This is a genomic window from Nostoc sp., assembly GCF_036917315.1.
Lineage (GTDB): Bacteria > Cyanobacteriota > Cyanobacteriia > Cyanobacteriales > Nostocaceae > Nostoc.
The window spans coordinates 1-20,204 of the sequence record NZ_JBALDR010000016.1; the positions used below are offsets into that span (position 1 = coordinate 1).

Annotated in this window: 13 protein-coding genes; 7 read left to right on the plus strand and 6 right to left on the minus strand. The window is 42.1% G+C overall.

The features are described from left to right. Nucleotides 1-489 precede the first annotated feature (489 nt). Complete coding sequence (locus V7K84_RS09005; RefSeq protein ID WP_334837454.1) at nt 490-1,638, minus strand: alanine--glyoxylate aminotransferase family protein; 1,149 nt, start codon at nt 1,636-1,638, stop codon at nt 490-492. Nucleotides 1,639-2,041: 403 nt separating this feature from the next. Here V7K84_RS09005 and V7K84_RS09010 point away from each other — a divergent pair, with 403 nt between their 5' ends. The 4 genes from V7K84_RS09010 to V7K84_RS09025 all read left to right on the plus strand — a co-directional run bounded on the left by V7K84_RS09010 (nt 2,042) and on the right by V7K84_RS09025 (nt 9,056). Next, on the plus strand, nt 2,042-7,165 hold the full coding sequence (locus V7K84_RS09010) for a putative Ig domain-containing protein (protein WP_334837455.1): 5,124 nt from the start codon (nt 2,042-2,044) through the stop codon (nt 7,163-7,165). A gap of 210 nt (nt 7,166-7,375) precedes the next feature. Continuing rightward, complete coding sequence (locus V7K84_RS09015) at nt 7,376-7,765, plus strand: DUF1499 domain-containing protein (RefSeq protein ID WP_334837456.1); 390 nt, start codon at nt 7,376-7,378, stop codon at nt 7,763-7,765. Between the two features lie 262 nt (nt 7,766-8,027). Next, entirely contained in the window at nt 8,028-8,696 is a 669-nt protein-coding gene (locus tag V7K84_RS09020; RefSeq protein WP_334837457.1) for a DUF1345 domain-containing protein, read from the plus strand. A 114-nt stretch (nt 8,697-8,810) separates the two neighbouring features. After that, nucleotides 8,811-9,056: a ChaB family protein gene (locus V7K84_RS09025; RefSeq protein ID WP_334837458.1), complete on the plus strand. Its 246-nt coding sequence runs from the start codon at nt 8,811-8,813 to the stop codon at nt 9,054-9,056. A gap of 340 nt (nt 9,057-9,396) precedes the next feature. On the opposite strand, the gene V7K84_RS09030 is transcribed toward V7K84_RS09025, so the two are convergent. From V7K84_RS09030 to V7K84_RS09045, 4 genes are all read right to left on the minus strand, one after another. After that, nucleotides 9,397-9,879 carry a cupin domain-containing protein gene (locus tag V7K84_RS09030; RefSeq protein ID WP_322636879.1) on the minus strand — a complete coding sequence of 161 codons (483 nt, stop codon included), beginning with the start codon at nt 9,877-9,879 and terminating at the stop codon, nt 9,397-9,399. 309 nt (nt 9,880-10,188) lie between these two features. Beyond that, nucleotides 10,189-10,356 carry a hypothetical protein gene (locus tag V7K84_RS09035; protein WP_334837459.1) on the minus strand — a complete coding sequence of 56 codons (168 nt, stop codon included), beginning with the start codon at nt 10,354-10,356 and terminating at the stop codon, nt 10,189-10,191. 414 nt (nt 10,357-10,770) lie between these two features. Continuing rightward, complete coding sequence (locus tag V7K84_RS09040; RefSeq protein WP_334837460.1) at nt 10,771-15,015, minus strand: PAS domain S-box protein; 4,245 nt, start codon at nt 15,013-15,015, stop codon at nt 10,771-10,773. 606 nt (nt 15,016-15,621) lie between these two features. After that, a complete protein-coding gene (locus V7K84_RS09045; protein WP_334837461.1) occupies nt 15,622-15,810 on the minus strand; it encodes a diguanylate cyclase domain-containing protein in 189 nt (62 codons plus the stop codon). A gap of 158 nt (nt 15,811-15,968) precedes the next feature. Here V7K84_RS09045 and V7K84_RS09050 point away from each other — a divergent pair, with 158 nt between their 5' ends. Both V7K84_RS09050 and V7K84_RS09055 read left to right on the plus strand, forming a co-directional pair. Continuing rightward, complete coding sequence (locus tag V7K84_RS09050; protein WP_334837462.1) at nt 15,969-16,979, plus strand: ABC transporter ATP-binding protein; 1,011 nt, start codon at nt 15,969-15,971, stop codon at nt 16,977-16,979. Beyond that, entirely contained in the window at nt 16,980-17,792 is an 813-nt protein-coding gene (locus V7K84_RS09055) for an ABC transporter permease (RefSeq protein WP_334837463.1), read from the plus strand. A 59-nt stretch (nt 17,793-17,851) separates the two neighbouring features. Here V7K84_RS09055 and V7K84_RS09060 read toward each other — a convergent pair whose 3' ends face one another. Then, nucleotides 17,852-18,223 carry a four helix bundle protein gene (locus V7K84_RS09060; protein WP_334824048.1) on the minus strand — a complete coding sequence of 124 codons (372 nt, stop codon included), beginning with the start codon at nt 18,221-18,223 and terminating at the stop codon, nt 17,852-17,854. A 168-nt stretch (nt 18,224-18,391) separates the two neighbouring features. Here V7K84_RS09060 and V7K84_RS09065 point away from each other — a divergent pair, with 168 nt between their 5' ends. After that, the gene (locus V7K84_RS09065) at nt 18,392-20,191 is read left to right on the plus strand and encodes a GldG family protein (RefSeq protein ID WP_334837464.1); all 1,800 of its coding nucleotides are present in this window, start codon (nt 18,392-18,394) and stop codon (nt 20,189-20,191) included. Nucleotides 20,192-20,204: the final 13 nt, after the last annotated feature.

Genomic DNA, 20,204 nt, shown 5'->3' on the forward strand with positions numbered 1-20,204 from the left:
TTTGCTGCTCTTTTTACTTCTGCTTCATCATAATTCCTTTGCCATTTTTATGGGATGTTTGGTTTCACCCTCTTTTAATTCGCCAACAGTCTCATACCATTTATGGATAACGATTTACTCGCTTTTTTTGCTGCTGCTGGGTTACTCATTCTCTATCTTATCTTCTCAGCATTAACTGAAATGGGGACTAAATTGCCTTGGAAGAAATAAGCTGATGGGCTAAAAAGTTTACACTTCTAAACCTGATTGGGGTTGGAAAAAAAGTAACCATCCTTTAGGCTTGGTTAATATATTGATTGTTCGAGAGAGTGCCAAATGCGCGATCCACAAAATAACCACATTAAAGTCGAGCCGGCAACCCTGGTTTTGATTGTATCTGTCTTAATACTCTTGCCTCTGCTAGTTGTTGGTTTTTTGTCGCAGTGAAGTTAGCCCGATGCTCTTTTTCTCAGGTGCGTTAAGCTACTGTTAACGCACCATATATCAAAACTACTTAGGCAAAACCTGCCGCAGTGCTGCTAAAAGTTGGTCAACGCTTTCTTTTCGACTATTAAAGCCCATCAATCCAACGCGCCAAACTTTTCCAGCGAGTTCGCCAAGACCACCGCCAATTTCAATATTATGTTCATTGAGTAACTGCCGAGCGATCGCTTTACCATCTACTCCGGCTGGAATACAGACAGTGGTAAGCGTTGGCAATCTATACTCTTGCTCAACGTGCATACTCAGCCCTAAATTCTCTAAACCTTCCCAGAGATATTCTACGTTTTTTTGATGCCGCTGCCAGGAATTTGCTAATCCCTCTTCTGCAAGCAAACGTAGTGCTTCCCGCAATGCATAGTATAAATTAATCGGTGCTGTGTGGTGATAGGTGCGTTCAGCGCCCCAATATTTGCCCAGCAACAACATATCTAAATACCAGTTTGCAACTTTCGTTTGCCGCTGTTGCAATTTCTCAACTGCACGCGCACTCATTGTAAAGGGAGAAGCACCAGGCGGGCAACCTAACCCTTTTTGGCTACAACTATAGGCTAAGTCAACTCCCCAAGCATCCAAAAACAAGGGGACGCCGCCCAAACTTGTCACCGTATCCACTAATAACAAAGTGCCAAATTCACGACACAAATCAGCGACCCCTTCCAAGGGTTGACGTGCGCCGGTGGAAGTTTCGGCATGAACTAGAGCTAAGATAGCAGGACGATGAGTTTTTAAGGCAGTTTGGAGTTCATCCAAGTTGAAAACTTGTCCCCAAGGTTTGGTAATGGTTCGCACATCAGCGCCATAACGTCCAGCCATATCCACAAGGCGATTACCAAAGTAACCAGCTACACCAATTAAAACTACATCACCGGGTTCTACAGCATTGGCGATGGTTGCTTCCATTGCAGCTGTTCCCGTACCGCTGACTGCAATGGTAAGTGAGTTTTCTGTTTGCCATACGTAGCGTAACAACGACTGAATTTCATCCATGAGTGCGAGAAAAGCTGGGTCAAGATGCCCAACGGGTGAAGTATTCATCGCTTGGAGAACTGTGGGATGGGCATTAGATGGCCCTGGTCCCAACAGCAGACGAGATGGGATTTCTAGCGGCGTGAGTTGCAAGCGCCCGGAGTCGTTAATTGAAATTGTTTGCGTCATAAATCTCTCTTCATTTAGACGATACTTACCGGATCATATAGGAATCCGATTTGATTCCTGAACTTACTTGTGTAGGGAGGGAACAGGAAATCTGGGAATAGGGCATTGCAGAACAGTGGTATGAATTGAGGCAAGCAGGGGAAACTGGGGGAAATTTTTGGACGTTGCTAAATCATCCCGCAAATATGCGATGTCGGCATATAGATGTGTACTGAGTTTTTTTATCAAAAGTTTCAGCTACTTTCTATGCCCAAAATTTCTAAATCTTCATTAATTAAACTGGTGGATTTACCGAGGGAAAGGATTTATTTTATTCCTACATTGAAAGTGAAAGCAACTACAAGAAACGATCTGCAAAAAGTTTAATTTTTGCTGAATATCAGGGATTTACTCTTGGACAATTATGATAAAGCATAGTATCAATAAAAACTTTACTATACACAAAATATCTAACAGCATTAATATTAAACCAACTTTAGACTTGTATCCTACTCGTCTAGTTTTTATTGACCCACAGGTTGATGACTACCAAAGTTTGGTGATGGGTGTATTACCAGATACCTCAGTTGTAGTCTTAGATGCCAACCAAGATGGCATTGAGCAAATTAGTCAAGTGCTGGAATCTCATCAGGGAATCAATAGTATGCACATTGTTTCCCACGGCGCACCTGGGTGCATCTATTTGGGCAACAGTCAACTCAACAACGAAACACTCAATCATTACGCAGCCAAACTTATGGGTTGGGCAAATGCTTTGGGTGAAGATGCACAACTACTGCTGTATGGTTGCAAAGTCGCTCAAAACGAGCCAGGTGTATTGTTTATACGCTGTCTGAGCGAATTGACGGGTGCAGTAGTAGCGGCCTCTGATGACTTGACAGGGAGTGCTGCATTAGGTGGTGATTGGGAACTGGAGGTTTCTACAGAACCTATTGTTCCTCGTTTAGCGTTTGAGCAAGAAGTAATAACAGCCTACGCTTCAATTCTACCTGTAGTTCTTGATCCCAGCTTTGATAGTGATGGCAAAGTCACTACTGATATTGGTACTAATACCATGGATACTGGTAGAAGCATTGTCGTACAAGACGATGGCAAGATTGTAGTAGCGGGAGTGAGTAATAGTAACTTTGCTGTAGTACGTTACAACAGCAATGGTAGTCTCGACAGCACCTTTGGTACTACTGGCAAAGTCACTACTGACTTCGCCAGTACTGACATAGCCTACAGCATTGCCCTGCAAGATGATGGCAAGATTCTGGTAGCGGGAGTGAGTAGTAGTAACTTTGCTGTGGTACGTTACAACAGCAATGGTAGTCTCGACAGCACCTTTGGTACTGCTGGCAAGGTCACTACTGACTTAGGCAGTACTGACATAGCCTACAGCATTGCCCTGCAAGACGATGGCAAGATTCTGGTGGCTGGAAAGCGCAATAATGACTTTGCTGTGGTACGTTACAACAGCAATGGTAATCTCGACACTAGCTTTGGTACTGCTGGCAAGATCATTACTAACTTGGGCACTATTGACATAGCCTACAGCATTGCCTTGCAAGGCGATGGTAAGATTCTGGTGGCGGGAGTGAGTAGTGGTAGTAACTTTGCTGTGGTACGTTACAACAGCAATGGTAGTCTTGACACCAGTTTTGGTGGTACTGGCAAGGTCATTACTGATATTGGTACTAATACCACGGACACCGCCTACAGCGTTAGCGTGCAAGCTGATGGCAAGATTCTGCTGGCGGGAGTGAGTAGTAGTAACTTTGCTGTAGTACGTTACGACAGCAATGGTAGTCTTGACACCAGCTTTGGTGGTACTGGCAAGGTCATTACTAACTTGGGCGGTACTGACATAGCCTACAGCGTTAGCGTGCAAGCTAATGGCAAAATTATCGTGGGGGGTTCGAGTAACAGTAACTTTGCTTTAGTACGTTACAACAGCAATGGAAGTCTCGACACCAATTTCAACACTACTGGCATCATCACTACTGATATCGGCACAAATACTACTGATAATGCCTATGCTCTCACCCAACACGATGGTACGATAATAGTCGCGGGAGTAAGCGCCAATAACTTTGCTGTGGCACGCTACAGGGTTAACCAAAATCCAGTACTAGTGAATGAAATCGCAGACAAAGAGACTCCAGAAGATATAAATTTCAACTTCACAATCTCAGATAGCTTCCAAGATCAAGATCCTGAAGACACTCTCACCTACACTGCGACTCTCGAAAACGGTGACTCTCTACCGAGTTGGTTAAGCTTCAATGCTGCTACTCAAACATTTAGTGGCACTCCCTTAAATGAGAATGTGGGTAGCCTCAACATTAAAGTTACTGCTACGGATACTTATCTTGCTAAAGTCAGTGATGTTTTTGTACTCACCGTTAAGAACGTCAACGATCCGCCAGAGGTATTTCAGGCGATCGCAGATAAACAAGCAACAGAAGACACAGTTTTCACCTTCACTATCCCTGACAACACCTTTATTGATATTGATGGCGATAGTCTCACATACACTGCTACTCTCGAAAACGGTAACTCTCTACCGAGTTGGTTAAGCTTCAATGTTGCAACCAAAACCTTCAGTGGTACTCCCTTAAATGCAAACGTGGGTAGCCTGAACATTAAAGTCACCGCTACAGATCCATCTCTTGCTCAAGCGAATGATGTTTTTGTACTCACTGTTCACAACACCAACGATCCGCCAGAGGTGGTGAATGAAATTGCTAACCAACAAGCAACAGAAGACACAGTTTTCAACTTCACTTTCCCTGACAACACCTTCATTGATATCGATGGCGATAGCCTCACCTACACTGCCACTCTCGAAAACGGCGATCTTCTACCCAGTTGGTTGAGTTTTAATGCTGCAACCAAAACCTTCAGTGGTACTCCCTTAAATGCAAATGTGGGTAGCCTGAACATTAAAGTCACCGCTACAGATACTGCTCTTGCTCAAGTCAGTGATGTTTTTGTACTCACCGTTAACAACACCAACGATGCGCCAGAGGTGGTGAATGAAATTGCTAACCAACAAGCAACAGAAGACACGGGTTTCAATTTCACTATCCCAGACAACACCTTTAAGGATGTCGATACTGGCGACACTCTCACCTACACTGCCACTCTCGAAAACGACGATTCTCTACCGAGTTGGTTAAGCTTCAATGCTGCGACCAAAACCTTCAGTGGCACTCCCTTGAATGCAAACGTGGGTAGCTTAAATATTAAAGTTATCGCCACAGATACTGCTCTTGCCCAAGCAAATGATGTTTTTGTACTCACCGTTAACAACACCAACGAGCCGCCAGAGGTATTTCAGGCGATCGCAGATAAACAAGCAACAGAAGACACGGTTTTCAATTTCACTTTCTCAGAAGACACCTTTATTGATGTCGATGCTGGCGATAGTCTCACTTACACTGCCACTCTCGAAAACGGCGATCTTCTACCCAGTTGGTTAAGTTTTAATGCTGCGACCAAAACCTTTAATGGCACTCCCTTAAATGCGGATGTGAGTAACTTCAACATTAAAGTTACTGCTAGGGATATTTTTGGGGTTGAAGTCAGTGATGATTTTGCACTCACTGTTAAGAACGTTAACGATGCACCAGAGTTAGTTAAGGCGATCGCTAATCGAAAGATACTCATAAATACGCTGTTTAATTTCACTATCCCAGAAAATACTTTCATTGATATCGATGCTGGCGATAGCCTCACCTACACTGCTACTCTCGAAAACGGCGAGCCACTGCCCAGTTGGCTAACTTTTAATTCTGCTACCCGGAATTTTAGTGGTACTCCGACGATGGAGAATTTGGGTAATCAGAATATCAAAGTCACTGTCAAGGATATTTCTGGGGATGAAGTCAGTGATGTGTTTGTATTGACAGTTGCTAAGTTCAATAGCGCACCAATTGTAGATCGGGCGATCGCTGACCAAAAAGCCACAGCAAAAACTACCTTCAACTTCACCATTCCTGAAAACACTTTTAGCGATGTCGATCTTGAAGATACCTTGACCTATACTGCTACCTTAGACAATGGCGATCCACTACCCAGTTGGTTAAGCTTCAATCCTAATGAGCTTACTTTCAGCGGCACTCCTACAAATGATAATGTGGGTAGCTTGAATATTAAAGTCACCGCCACAGATCCGGCTCTTGCTGAAATTAGTGATGTATTTGCACTCACTATTGCTAAAGCCAACAATCCACCAATTGTAGATCGAGCGATCGCCGATCAAAAAGCCACAGCAGAAACTACCTTTAACTTCATCATCCCTGAAAACACCTTTAGCGATGTAGATATTGAAGATACCCTAACCTACACTGCTATCTTAGATAATGGCGACCCGCTACCCAGTTGGTTAACCTTCGATGCTAATAAGCGTACTTTCAGCGGCGTTCCTACGAATAATAACTTGGGTAACTTGAACATCAAAGTTATCGTCAAAGATTCGGTTGGGGCTGAAATTAGTGACGTATTTGCACTCACCGTTGCTCAAGGGATTACTCCTGAGGCTGAATCAACTAGCCTACTCACAAGAATTACGGGTGATATCTTTACGATCAAAAATCAAGTTAATGGTGAAAAAGCCAAACTCTCAGTCAAGATTAAAAGCAACACCTCTGAAGAAGTCAATGAACTGGGTGTATTTGTCGTTGATGATGCAGAAGGTAGGATTAATGGCGTAGCCCCTGGTACTGCAAATTACACCGAACTAGCTCTCCAACGAGCAACAGTGCTTCTCTCATCTCTTGCCAAATTACCCAATGGTTTTAATCCCACTGACCTCAGCAGACTATTGGAATTCAACTCTGAGAGCAACCTAAGATTTTATTTAATCCGTAGCAGCACTACTCAGGCGGTGCTATCTGGACAAACCCCGTTTTCTCAGGTGCTTTTTTCCTCGGATACGAATGTGGACGATACAGGGTTCTCTCTCAACTTCCAGAATTTGGTTTTCAAGATTGCAGCAACAGAGCAAGATCCACCTCTAGGTACTGGTCTTCAAGGAAAATATGAACCGGAACTAATTGATTTACGGGATGTGAAACAATTGGTAAAAGCCGAATTTGTGGTTCATAGAGAAGCCGCTTTTAACAACTTTGTCGGCTTTTATCAGATAACTGATGAGAGTGGTGGCATCGATACCAATGGCGATGGTACAGCAGATGTGCTGGTTGGACAGGCGGGTTATACTCAAGCTGCGATTAATAACCGTGTCGCTGGTATTGATTTGAGTGTAGCTAACGAAGGTACAGCAAGTTTTACAGGCACTTTCCAACCTGGTGCTATTTTCGTCCCATTTATCATTGTTAATGCCGGGGCTGATGCAATTGTTGATAGCAATCCCAATAACGATCCGGCAGTTTACTTCTCCTTCTTGGGCGCTAACACTGATAAAGCAGATCATATTCGTCTGTTAGGGAATAACGCTTTTGGCTTTGAGGATTTGGCTAATGGCGGCGATCGAGATTACAACGATTTGATTGTCCGAGTTAATTTGAGTATCGCCTAGTCTGAAGTGACTCGTAAAGATGTAATATGGCCTGTAAGCTTTATTGAGCAATGAGTACAGGCTTTTTTTCTCAAAAAGTCAAAGATGAGTCATAAAGAGCGATCGCATCACCGATGTTTTAGTAACAGAAGATGCGATTACAGCAAAGTATTACAGTGATTCAAACAAATATGTGAGAGTATATTTATTCACTTACCCGGAGACATAATTATGGTTTTTGCTGGCAAACGACCAAATAATTTAGGTATTAGCAACGGTAAATTAGCATCCTGCCCTAATTCCCCTAACTGCGTTTCTAGTCAGAGTCCAGATGCATCTCACCAAATTGCCCCACTGACTTTTACATCTACTCCAGAAGAAGCGATTACTAATCTTAAACAGATTATTGAGTCTTTACCAAGAACCAAAATCATCACCGAAAGTAAAGATTATTTATATGCAGAATTTAAAAGTGCTTTACTGGGATTTGTGGATGATGTAGAATTTTATCTAGACCGGAATGCCAATGTTATCCACGTGCGTTCAGCTTCGCGTTTAGGTCAGAGCGATTTGGGCGTTAATCGTCAACGAATAGAGACGATTAGAGCCAAGTTCAATTAATTTGTAATTGAACTAAGGATTGGAGATTAAAGACTGGGGTAAGTAGTTGGGCAAAATTAATTACACAATCTTATTACGAGTGAGACATTCGCAGAGTATTGGATTGATTCACTAAGTTTGCAATGGTTGTAAATATTTTGTCCATCTACTTATGTGGATTCAGACCCCAGTAAAATCTGGAATGACGATTGTGAAATGCGGTGTGTTATTTCACCGAAAATTATGAATTAGCAATTAGTTAAACTCTGCGATCGCAATATTTGTGAAACTTAATTTATTTAAAAACTTTGACACCCGACCCCGACTGATTGTTGCTATCGGACTCGCTGTATTAGTTTCAGTCATCCTGCCGGATTCTCTGCACTTACCTACTCGCATTCTCTGTGCTTGGAACTCCGGTATTGACTTTTTCTTAGCGATAACGTGGTGGAAAATGATTAAGGCTAACCCAGAAAAAATTCGCCGTTATGCTGAGAGTGAATATGAAGGACATTTGGCTATATTTATGCTGGTGATTGCTGCGGCTTGTGCCAGTGTTTTAGCTATTGGGTTTTTACTAACTGATAAAAAAGGATTGTCAACAATTCTGCTTACCCTACATGTCATACTTTCAATTATGACCATTGTCGGTTCCTGGTTACTAGTGCATACGATGTTTGCAGTGCAATATGCACACAGCTATTACAAATATATTAATCGTAATCATAGTGAAGAAATCATCGGAGGTTTAGATTTTCCTCATAACGACTATCCAGACTACTGGGAATTTTTATATTATTCTTTTGTAGTCGGTATGACCAGTCAAGTTTCAGATGTGCAGACAACATCACCCAATATGAGACGCTTGACTCTGTTACATGGCATCTTATCTTTCTTTTTTAATACGACCATTTTAGCCATGAGTATTAATATCATTGCATCGTTGATTTAAAAATTGTTTGACTCAGCCAAAAGTATGATTATTTGGTTCTCTACTTAGAGAAGGAGGAAATTAGATTACCAGTTTTTTAGGATGGACTCAAGTTGAGATAATCGGAGTGAGTTCATGCCTTATAACAAAATAGATGAATTAGCGGAAGAAATCAAAGGACAGCTGCCTGAACACGCACAACAGATTTTTGTTGCGGCATTTAATGCTGCTGAAAGTGATGGTTTGAGTGAAGAGGGTGCGCGTGATATTGCTTGGAATAGTGTAAAAAATGAATACGAACCAGGCAATGATGGTAAATGGCAGAGAAAGCCTGAAGACACTGCGATACATCATAAAGCTGTTGTATCTGGTGGGAACTAAGTAAATCTCACGTGTGGATAACCATCTAATCTCAAGGGTCTTATAAGGGTTTAAGGGGAATTTTATTCTTAGAAAACAAAGATAAAATTCCCCTTTTTTTCACAACTTATGTCATAAGATAGATATTTTTAACAACTTATATTAGTAGCTGCTATAAAAAATATGATATATACACAAGATATGCTGATTCAAAAAGGCTAAATATCTATTCGTCTCATGCAAGATGAAATGTATGATATCAAGTCCGGGTAATTAGTTGTGATTCCCATAGTCATTGCACCCCTCCCCGCCGGCGGGGTGCGGTTCTTGGGGTTTAGTAAGTAATCAAGCGGATATGATATTATGCCTTCTTACCTGCTACTGGTTCAGCTATATTTTCCATATCGACCAGATTCCACTTTAAACCTTTGCTCCTATATATACGCTTCTGCAAATTTGGATAATCACCGATATCATGGTCTAGCCTTTGACCAACTACTATACATTTGAATATACAATTGCCCGTGTTTTTCAGATTGTGCGGCTTACCACCAGCGCGATATCCAATAAAATCTCCCGCTTTAACTGGATAAACGCTTTCTCCAATTGTTGCCTCAGCTTCTCCCTCAAGAACGTATACGCACTCTTCTTCGTGATAGTGCATATGAAGCTCCGTTGATTCACGTCCAGGCTCTACTTCAATGATGTGGAAACCGATATTTTTTAAACCTGTCAAATCCCCTAAAGACTTATTTAGTCTGCGAGCATTGGAGTTGAGAAAATGTGTTTTTTCTAGTCCTTCATAAGACTCAATCTCTTCTTTGGTGACTAAATACTTTTCCATTTCTTGATACCAAGGTGCTAAGAAAATTTGATGGTGAATAAGCGAGGGGACTAAAGATCAATTAAGACGGAAGTTAAAACAGGTTCAAGGGTTCCATCTCAGCAGAAGCGATGCCCTTCTCTACGAGACGCTCCGCGAACGACAGGCTCAGGGTAAGACCTACGGCGGTAAACTACGCTTCTATTTGTGGATGGGATTATATCATCACCTCGTTATTAAGTGCAACTTCATAGACAATTGGTATCAGTTAATGTCTGACTGGATACCGAGAGTAGTACATCAGCATAGATCGTATAGTACGTTACTAAATTAACTCGCGTGTTCCCAGTCACTAAGTAACTCATGTTGTTGTACTATTTTATGGCATTTACGGAATGGTACTTTAGGAGTACCAATACTGCTACCAGGAAAAGACTGTTTTTTGGTCTTGGTAGGTCTATTTTCTAGGGTTGTTGAACTGAACTGTTGGGTTTTCATTGGTAAATAAATTTCTGATTAAAATCTGAGCACCAATGTATAACATCAATTTGCAAACGGCAAATTTCTGAATAAAAATAAAAAATACATATAGCAATCCGATTTGATTTCTGAATCACTCGTAGAGGTAAGGAAATCTTTACCCGGATTTCTCACGCATAGTGTAGGCTTCAGGGGAAGAGGAGTGTGGGGAGTGTGGGGAGTAGAGTATGGGGGGTAAGACTTCTTCTCCATCCTCCCACACCTCCCACACCTCCCAAACCTCCCACACCCTTTGGATTTCTCTCTTGTGAGAAATCCAGATTTACTGGGGAATGGGAAGAAGGAATAAAGGTGTAGTGAGTTTTGTTCAAAAATCAAATATGAGTCTTATATTTAATTTCTAAAGGAAAGAAGAGAAATTGAAGAGTTGATTTACTCTGAAGGTGAAGTGTGCCCAATGAGACTAACGATCGCTGCGGCTAAATCCGCTGGCTCGACGGGTTTAGGTAGATGCTTTTGAAAACCTGCTGCCATTGCTTGGTTGTAGTTAATTTCTCCTGCATAAGCAGTCAAAGCGATCGCAGGTATTTGTCCGCCTTGCTCTGGCGGTAATTTTCTCACTTCGCCCAGCAACATATAGCCATCCATCAAGGGCATTCCAATATCGCTTAAGAGGATATCTGGCTGGGATTGCACTAATGTTTGCAGCGCTTCATCTGCTGATTCAACTGCCGTTACCGTCGCGCCATATTGTTCCAGCGCAAAGCTAAAAAATTCTCGCACATCAGCTTGATCGTCCACAAGCAGGATTTGTACTCCAGCAAGTAATGTCTCTTCAGTATTAAGTTCTGGTTGAGAAGCCTCACTACTGCTAACTCGCAACTCCGAATTTTTGAGTAAAGGTAATTTAACTGTGAAGGTAGCCCCTTGTTCTTCTCCCAGACTCTCTGCCTGAACTGTGCCACCGTGAAGTTCTACTAGATGACGTACAATTGCCAGTCCCAATCCCAATCCACCAAAAACTCTGGTTGTTTTGGCATCTGCTTGCCGGAAGTAATCAAAGACGTAGGGCAAAAATTCTGGGTTAATTCCTTTACCTGTATCAATTACCCGGATTTGGGCATCTAAACCAACTTGCTCTAGACGCACTTCTACAAGTCCTTCTGTTGGTGTGAATTTAACGGCATTTGAGAGGAGATTCCACATTACTTGTTGCAAGCGATCGCCATCGCCAAGAACTTTGCCGATATCATTACTTAAGATGATTTTAATTTGAATCGATTTGGCTTCTGCTGCCAAACGTACCGTTTCTAATGCAGATGCGATCGCTATTTTCAAATCCACTGCATGGAGATTTAACCTAACCTTACCTTGCAAAATCCGCGAAACATCAAGTAAATCTCCAATCAATTGGGTTTGTAACTTGGCATTCCGCTCGATGGTTTCCAAAGCCCGGATTTTAGTAGCTTCGTCGAACTTGCGGGTTCTGAGTAACTTTGCCCACCCTAAAATCGGATTCAAGGGAGTTCGGAGTTCGTGGGAAAGGACAGCGAGAAATTCATCTTTAATCCGGTTGGCTGTCTCGGCTTGTGCCCTGGCTGTCTTTTCGGCTTCGTAAAGTTGAGCGCGGGCGATCGCTTGCGCACACTGCTGTCCCAGTGTCAACATAAATCCCCGGTCTTCTTCGTTAAATATTTGAAGAGGAGTAAAGCTTAATCCCAAAGCCCCAATTACTTTACCCTCTACTATCAAGGGAATGGAAGCCCAGGCATTATTCGCTATAACAGTCACAACATCTGCTAAATCGGGATATCTAGCAATCATGGCTGCTAAATTTTCTAAAAAAATCGGCTGCCCAGTTCTGACTGTTTCTGCTATTTGGTTAGGTGCTGTTAGCGGAAAACTTGTCCAAGTATTTATGAGCGTTTGCGGATAGCCAATTGCTTGCACAACTTTTAGGGTAGTATTTCCTTCAGTAAGTAAGACAACGGAACCGCCAGTAGCTTCCAAGGCGGCAATGCCTTGGTTCACCACTACATCAGCCACCTGTAGGGGAGTTAAGGCTTCCGAGAAGGCAGCAGTTATTTTTTGTAAAAGTACTGTGCGATTGACAGACCGTTGAGTTTCCTGGTAAAGTCTTGCGTTGTCGATGGCTGTCGCTGCACGCCGAGCAATATCTTCTGCTAAAGCCAAGTCTGTTTGTTGATAGTACCGACCAGATTCGGCGGTAAAAAAAGAGATTGCTCCAAATAATTGCCCGCGAGAACGAACTGGAATCACCATCAGAGAACGAATACCTAGACTTTTCAGCAATTGCAGATGTTCGTTGTCTTCAGACATCTCTACAAGATTAGAGTCAGATAATTCGGGATAAAAGACAGATATTCCTAGCCTTAGCTGCCGTACAAGCTGTTTGGCTTTGGTTTTGGGTCGATAACGCCGTCGGATTTCGTCTAAAATATTCAGTTTTGTGGGATCGGCAATTGCGATCGCAATTTGTTTACTTGACCAATCTTTCTCAAAGACATCTACAATGCACAAATCGGCTAAAGTTGGAACTGCTAGATTTGCCACATTTTCTAAGGTGATTTCATAATCTAATGAGGCAGCTAGTAAGGTGCTGGCTTCGACTAAAAAGTTTTGTGTGGCTTCAACTCGTCTGCGATGGCTAATATCTTCAATAATCCCTAATGCATACATTGGTTGTCCGTTAGCATCCCAAACTGCTGATGAAGTTAGATTTGCCCAAACTATAGAACCATCTTTGCGGATGTAGCGCTTCTCTAAGGAATAACCACTAATTTCTTTTGCTACAACTCGCCGAGCATTTTCCCAATCAACTTCTAAGTCGTCAGGGTGGGTAATTTCCTGAAAGTTCATTTGAATTAGCTCTTCATGGCTATACCCAGTAATTTCGCACAGAGCAGGATTAATTTGCAGAAATCTTCCATCCAACCCTACTAGAGTAATACCCACAGCTGCTTGGTTGAACATTGCCCGAAACCTTTCTTCACTTTCTCGCAAAGCAACTTCTGTTTGCTTTGCTGCTGTCACATCTGCCAAAATAATGCCAATTCCTACCGTTTCACCCATTGCGTTATGAACTGGGTAATAGTTGCCGAGCCAGTAACCGTAACGTCTTAGTTGTCCTCTTGTCTCACCACTGATTTCCATATTCAGCAGGGGTTCTCCAGTATCTAACACGCGCTGTAACTGTGGCTCTAACTCAGCCGCCATCGCTGGCAAAACTTCCCTAAATTTGCGTCCTAGATGTTCTTCTATAGTTAAACCGTTAATGTCAGCGAAAACTTGATTAATGCGGATATATTGCAGTTCCCGATCCAAAAAGCATACGGCAACAGGAGCCGCTTCTAGTAACGCATCTAGGAGACATAGAGATTCGGCATAATGGACTAAAGCTTGGTGGATGTCTCGATAAAGTTGGGCATTTTCTACTGCTAAGGCTGCACGATAGGCAATATCTGTTGCTAAAGTTAGGTCGGTGCGATCGTAGCGACGCTTTGATTCTGCGGTGACAAAGCTAATAGTGCCGAGTACTCGCCCTTTGGCGATTAACGGCACAATCATTACAGACTTCATCCCCAATTGCCGCACAAGTTCTAAGTGTTCCTGATTCTGAGTAGCCGCCACTAATAGCGAATCAGATACCTCTGAGATCAATTCGCTTTGCCCGGTTTGCAGTACTCTAGTAATTGCACTTGCACCCTTGTGATCTGTCACATACTCTTGAAGTTTACGCGCCAACTCCGCTTTCGATGGGTCTGCATGGGCAATGGGTAGACGACGAATGGAACCATCTTCATTTAAAATATCGACGCTACACCAATCAGCTAATTGGGGAACTGAGATTTTAGCGATCTGTTCTAAGGTTTGTTCATAATCTAGCGAAGTAGAGAGTAAACTACTAATTTGGGCAATATAGCGGAGTCTTTCCTCAGCCTGCTTGCGCTCTGTAATATTCACACCTGCACAGGTAATACCTAAAATGCTATTGTCTGCATCCCTTAGTGGTTCAACTAGCAAATCATAAAAACAGTCTTCTCCAGAAGTTGTCAGACAAAGTTCTTCACGGGTTGCAACACCAGTCTCTATTACCTTTAGCTTAATTGCCTGCAATTGCTCTGCTACTGAAGCTGGAAATAATTCATCATCAGACTTACCTAACATTTCCTCAGCAGTGTCTAGACCTTGAGGATTATGAATCCACTGATATCGCAAATCACGATCCTGCTGAAAAACCACGATATCTGAACTACTTAACGCTAATCGAAATCTTTCTTTACTAACTTTCAGCTGTTGCAGATTTCTATCAGCTCGTATTTTAGCAGTCTTTAATGCCTCGCATAAGATACTAAAGAGCAATCCTTGTAATGCAAACAACCCAATTCGTGCAGAATTAGATAAGTCAAAACTCAGCTCATAAACTGGAGGGAGAAAGAAGTAATTGCTCAGTAACGCAGACAAAGAAGTTGCTAACAACCCTGACTTCAAACCACCATACCAAGCACTCAACATTACAGCGCTAAAAAACAGCAGAAAAGGAGTTCCACTCATGTTTAACCAGGGGTCTAGCATCAACATTAGCACTAGTGTAAGTGCGACAATTAATACAACGATGCCATAACGCAGTAACTGAGAATAATGAATATGGGGCATGAAAACGTTCTTGGAGCAACCAATACTCATTGCAGAGGCTGTATATACCCTAAGCTAGTTTGTAAATTTTAGTAACTTATCTCCAGATAGATTTTTGCTGAGTTATAAAAACCTCTTTTGCTAGAGGTTTATTTGTTAGCTATCTGATATATAAAGGAAAAATTTAGCTCGATCCATCAAGATAAATGGCACTGTTTTGCTAATCTAAAATACTAAATACAAACACAAAACTAATTCATAACAAAAATTATAGAATAATATCTGTTTCAGGATAAAGATAAATATAAAATATTGGCTATCGGTCATTAACTGTCATATTACTATTTATTTGCTGGACATCAACATTGAAATTTGAATGCATAAGTAAACAATTGATATTGCCAGGATATTTACTTAAGCATTAGAGATAATCACAACGCGATCGCCTACTTATAGTTTGACTTATTTGTTCCTAAGAGGATGTTTGAAAAGTCCTGTTGTTGGTAGCAAAAAGTTTTAGATCCCCCTAAATCCCCCTTAAGAAGGGGGACTTTAAGAAGTTTTCCCCCCTTTTTAAGGGGGGCTAGGGGGGATCAATAAGTGCCTAAAATTACACCTAACCACTTTTCAAACAACCTCTAAGACAATACCGATGCTTGTACTGATAACCACTTCCGAATCATTAAGTATCAATGGTGTTTGAAAATCTTTTAGAATCCGCTCAGTAATTTGAATAGCTTTTTCAATACCAGAAATACCTTCCAGGAGAATTACGAATTCGTCACCACCGATTATGAGACGGGTGAGGACACCCATACCACAAGAAAATTTGGGATTTTTTTATTTTGAAGTCCCTAAAGAGGTTTTTCAGGAACTTTACCCTTTGTCGGCTAATCTTAGTGCCAGTCCCCCATACTCAATATTGCGATCTAAGATTATTGGGTATTCTATAATTTGCGCTCGCCACTATACGGATGATTGAAGTTGAACATCTGAGTAAAATATACGGCTCTACCCCAGCGATTACTGATGTCACCTTTAGCGTCGAACCTGGGGAGATTTTAGGGTTGTTGGGCCCCAATGGCGCTGGAAAAACCACAACCATGCGGATTCTGGCTGGTTATTTACCGGCAACCAATGGAAATGCCCGGATTGCTGGTTATGATGTCCATGACAATTCCCTGGCTGTGCGCCAACGAATTGGTTATTTACCCGAAACACCACCGTTATATCCAGACATGACAGTGGAGGGATTTTTGCATTTTGTCGCCCGAATTAAGGGAGTTTCAGCAGGCGATCGCCCCAATAAGGTTACAGCCGCCATCGAACGCTGCAACTTAGAAGATAAACGGCGAGTAATTATTCGCAAACTCTCAAAAGGATACCGCCAAAGAGTTGGAATTGCTCAAGCGATCGTCCACGATCCCCCAGCAATCATTTTGGATGAACCCACCGTCGGACTCGATCCTCGACAAATAATTGAGGTGCGAAATTTAATTAAAAGCCTGGCTGGTACTCACACAATTATTCTTTCCACGCACATTCTGCCAGAAGTGAGTATGACTTGTAGCCGCGTCGCCATTATCAATCGCGGTAAAGTGGTGGCAACTAATACACCAGAAAACTTGATGACTCAGTTGACGGGTGGTTCAGGGTATGAATTGGAAATAGAAGGAGAAGCTGCCCTAGCGAAACAGGTATTGCAAAAAGTCGCGGGTGTGAGCCTGATAGAATCAATTCCGACAGCCGGAATGCACGGACATCAACCCCAGGAAAACCGCGCTTACCTGCGGGTGATATCGCAACCAGGAAAAGAACCAGGACGCGATATTGCCACAACATTAGTGCGTGCGGGATTCGGTTTACATGAACTGCGGCGGGTTAACGCTACCTTAGAAGATGTATTCTTGCAACTGACCACAGAAGAAAAGAATTTCGATCCTGAGGTAGACTTAGCAGCAGACAAAGAAGGAGAGGCAGCGTAAATGGGTATAGTGCTGAGTAATATTATTGCCATTTATCGCCGAGAGTTACAGAGTTATTTTGTATCACCTTTGGCTTATGCGATCGCAGGCATATTTTGGTTCCTTGCGGGGTTATTCTTCGTGATGATTTTGCTAGGGCCAGACGGCATTTTGGTAGGAGTTGCAGCAATAGATGCACAAGGGCAACAGCTGGGAGTACCAGTACCGCCGATAGATGTCCCCTACGAATTTGTCCGAATATTTTTGGAACGTATGGAGTGGCTATTGTTGTTTATTCTGCCCACACTCTCAATGGGACTCTATGCCGAAGAAAGGAAGCGGGGCACTTTAGAACTGTTAGCGACCTCACCAATCACCAATTGGGCGGTAGCTGTAGGTAAATTATTAGGCGCGATCACATTTTTTATCACAATGGTTTTACCTATGCTAGTGTTGGAAGCGATCGCCATCAGCGGTTCAAATCCACCAATGACACCCTCAATTCCCTTATTGGGTCATTTGGGATTAATCTTACTAGCAGCAGCAATTTTATCTGTAGGAATGTTTATTTCTTCATTAACAGACAGCACAATTTTGTCTGCCGTTCTTACCTTTGCAGTAATCTTATTATTGTTATTGATTGATTTAATCGGCAAAATTGTCCCTGGGCCCATCGGCGAAGCTTTAGGTTATCTATCTTTGCTGAAACATTACAACACATTAATCCAAGGCATTTTCGATACCAGCACCTTCATTTTATTCGCCAGTTATATTTTTTTGGGTATCTTTCTCACCGCTCAATCAATTGATGCACTGCGCTTTCAAAGGCAATAGTCATTTGTCATTTGTCATTTGTCATTTGTCATTTGTCATTTGTCCTTGGTCATTTGTTATTAGTCATCTGGGACATTGCCAATTGAGTTTAGGTAGGAGTTTAATTTGGGTGCTAGTTCGTTAATGATTGTTTTGATTGCATTTATCTGTTCGGTAGTTAAAAGGTTACGAGTGTAAGCCCGTCTTAACCAATGTTGAGTTTCATTCAAAGAACCTCTTGCTATTTTGATAAAACGTCTATTGTCTTGAAAACTACCTCTTCCTACACCTTCTGCTATATTGGCTCCAATACTATCTGCCGAACGAACAATCTGTTTACCAATAGTATCTTTTGCAAAAAAGTTCCATCCTTCAACAATTTTCCAAATGTCATCTGCTAATTGTTCTGATAATTGATACACCTGTAATTCTTGAAACCGCTTTGTTGCCATTTATTTAATTCAGTTGTATTCCTTATTTTTAGTCACTCAATTTTCATCCATATATTTTGAATTGTCACTATTTTTATACCAATGAAAAATGACCAATGACCAATGACCAATAACAAATGACAAATGACAAATGACAAATGACAAATGACAAATGACAAATGACAAATTATGAAAATAGTTGCAAAAAAGAAACTGTGGAAATATCTGTTTTGGTTGGGACCGTTCCTAATTGCTGTCGGCTTAACAGTTGGATTAGTCTCTGAACAATGGGGATTAATTTCATTAGCATTCCTAATTACAGGAATTGTCATCAGTGGATTGGGGATAATATGGCAAAGCTACCAGAGTAACTGGTGGAACCGTCGTTCTACCCAAGCTGGGACTAATGCCTTAGTAGCAACTTTGGCAGTACTAGCAATTTTGGGATTGATTAACTTTTTGGGAACTCGCTATCATTTGCGGGCAGACTTAACAGAGGCTCAATTATTTACTCTTGCCCCCCAGTCACGCGAATTAGTAAGAGTTTTACCACAGCCAGTTAAAGTGTGGGTGTTTGATATTAACCAAAACCCCCAAGACCGAGAACTGCTAGAAAATTATCAGAGACAAAGCTCAAAATTTAAATACGAGTATATCGACCCCCAAGCTAGACCAGGACTTGCAGAAAAGTTTGGCGTCAAAGATTATGGAGAAGTTTATTTAGAATCTGGCGATAAACGGCAACTAGTACAGACGATAAATGAAAATGAGCGATTATCAGAAATTAGATTAACTGGTCGTCTGCAACAACTAACAAATTCAACCACAGCCAAAGTTTACTTACTCCAAGGTCATGGCGAACGCCAACTTTCGGCTGGTAAAGGTGCAATATCACAAGCAATTCAGGGATTAGGCGATAAAAACTTTACAACATCACCGTTGAATTTAGGAGAAACTTCCAAAGTTCCTCAAGATGCGGCTGTAGTGATAGTAGCTGGCCCCAAGCGAGGGCTGTTTGAGGGTGAAGTCAAAGCTTTGCAAGAATATCTGAATCGCGGCGGTAACTTATTGCTGATGATCGATCCCAATACCGATCCCAAACTTAACAGCTTGCTACAAGAGTGGGGTGTTCGTCTAGATAATCGTTTAGCAGTCGATGTCTCTGGCGAAAGCGTCGTGGGACTTGGCCCTGCTGCGCCCTTAGTCACAGAATATGGACAACATCCGATTACCAAAGATTTTGGTAACGGTAATTCCTTTTATCCGATTTCCCGACCACTAGAAATTACCTCTGTGCCTGGTGTTCAGGCTACTCCACTGCTACGAACCAAACCCTACCCCAACAGTTGGGCAGAAAGCGATCTCCAAAGCGAAAAATTGGAGTTTAATGCAGATAAAGACCTGAAAGGGCCTTTAACCTTGGGCGTTGCTTTAACAAGAAAACAAACACCCAAATCTACTTCCACTCCCCAATCCTCACCTACACCTTCACCCCTACCATCACCAACCACTCAAAGCAAAACTAGCCCTACTCCTTCCCCTTCTCCCAAGACTCCGCAAGCATTACCCTTACCATCACCAACTACCCAAAGCAAGACTAGCCCTACTCCTTCCCCTTCCCTCAAGACTCCGCAAGCGTTACCCTTACCATCACCAACCACTGAAAGTAAGGCTTCGCCCACTCCTCCATCTTCCCCTACTTCCTCATCTCAAACAGCTACCGAGTCTCGGTTAGTAGTTTTAGGAAATTCCGATTTCGCCACCGATGGTTTGTTTCAACAGCAATTAAATGGAGATGTATTCCTCAACTCAGTTACTTGGCTGAGTCAACAAGATCAGCAACTCCTTTCCATTCGTCCCAAAGAACCGAAAAATCGACGGATAACCCTGACAACAGCACAAGGTAATCTTTTAATATTGTTATCTCTGTTGCTTTTACCCTTAATTGGGTTTGCGATCGCAGTTATTCTCTGGTGGAAACGACGGTAAGAAGTGAGTTAGG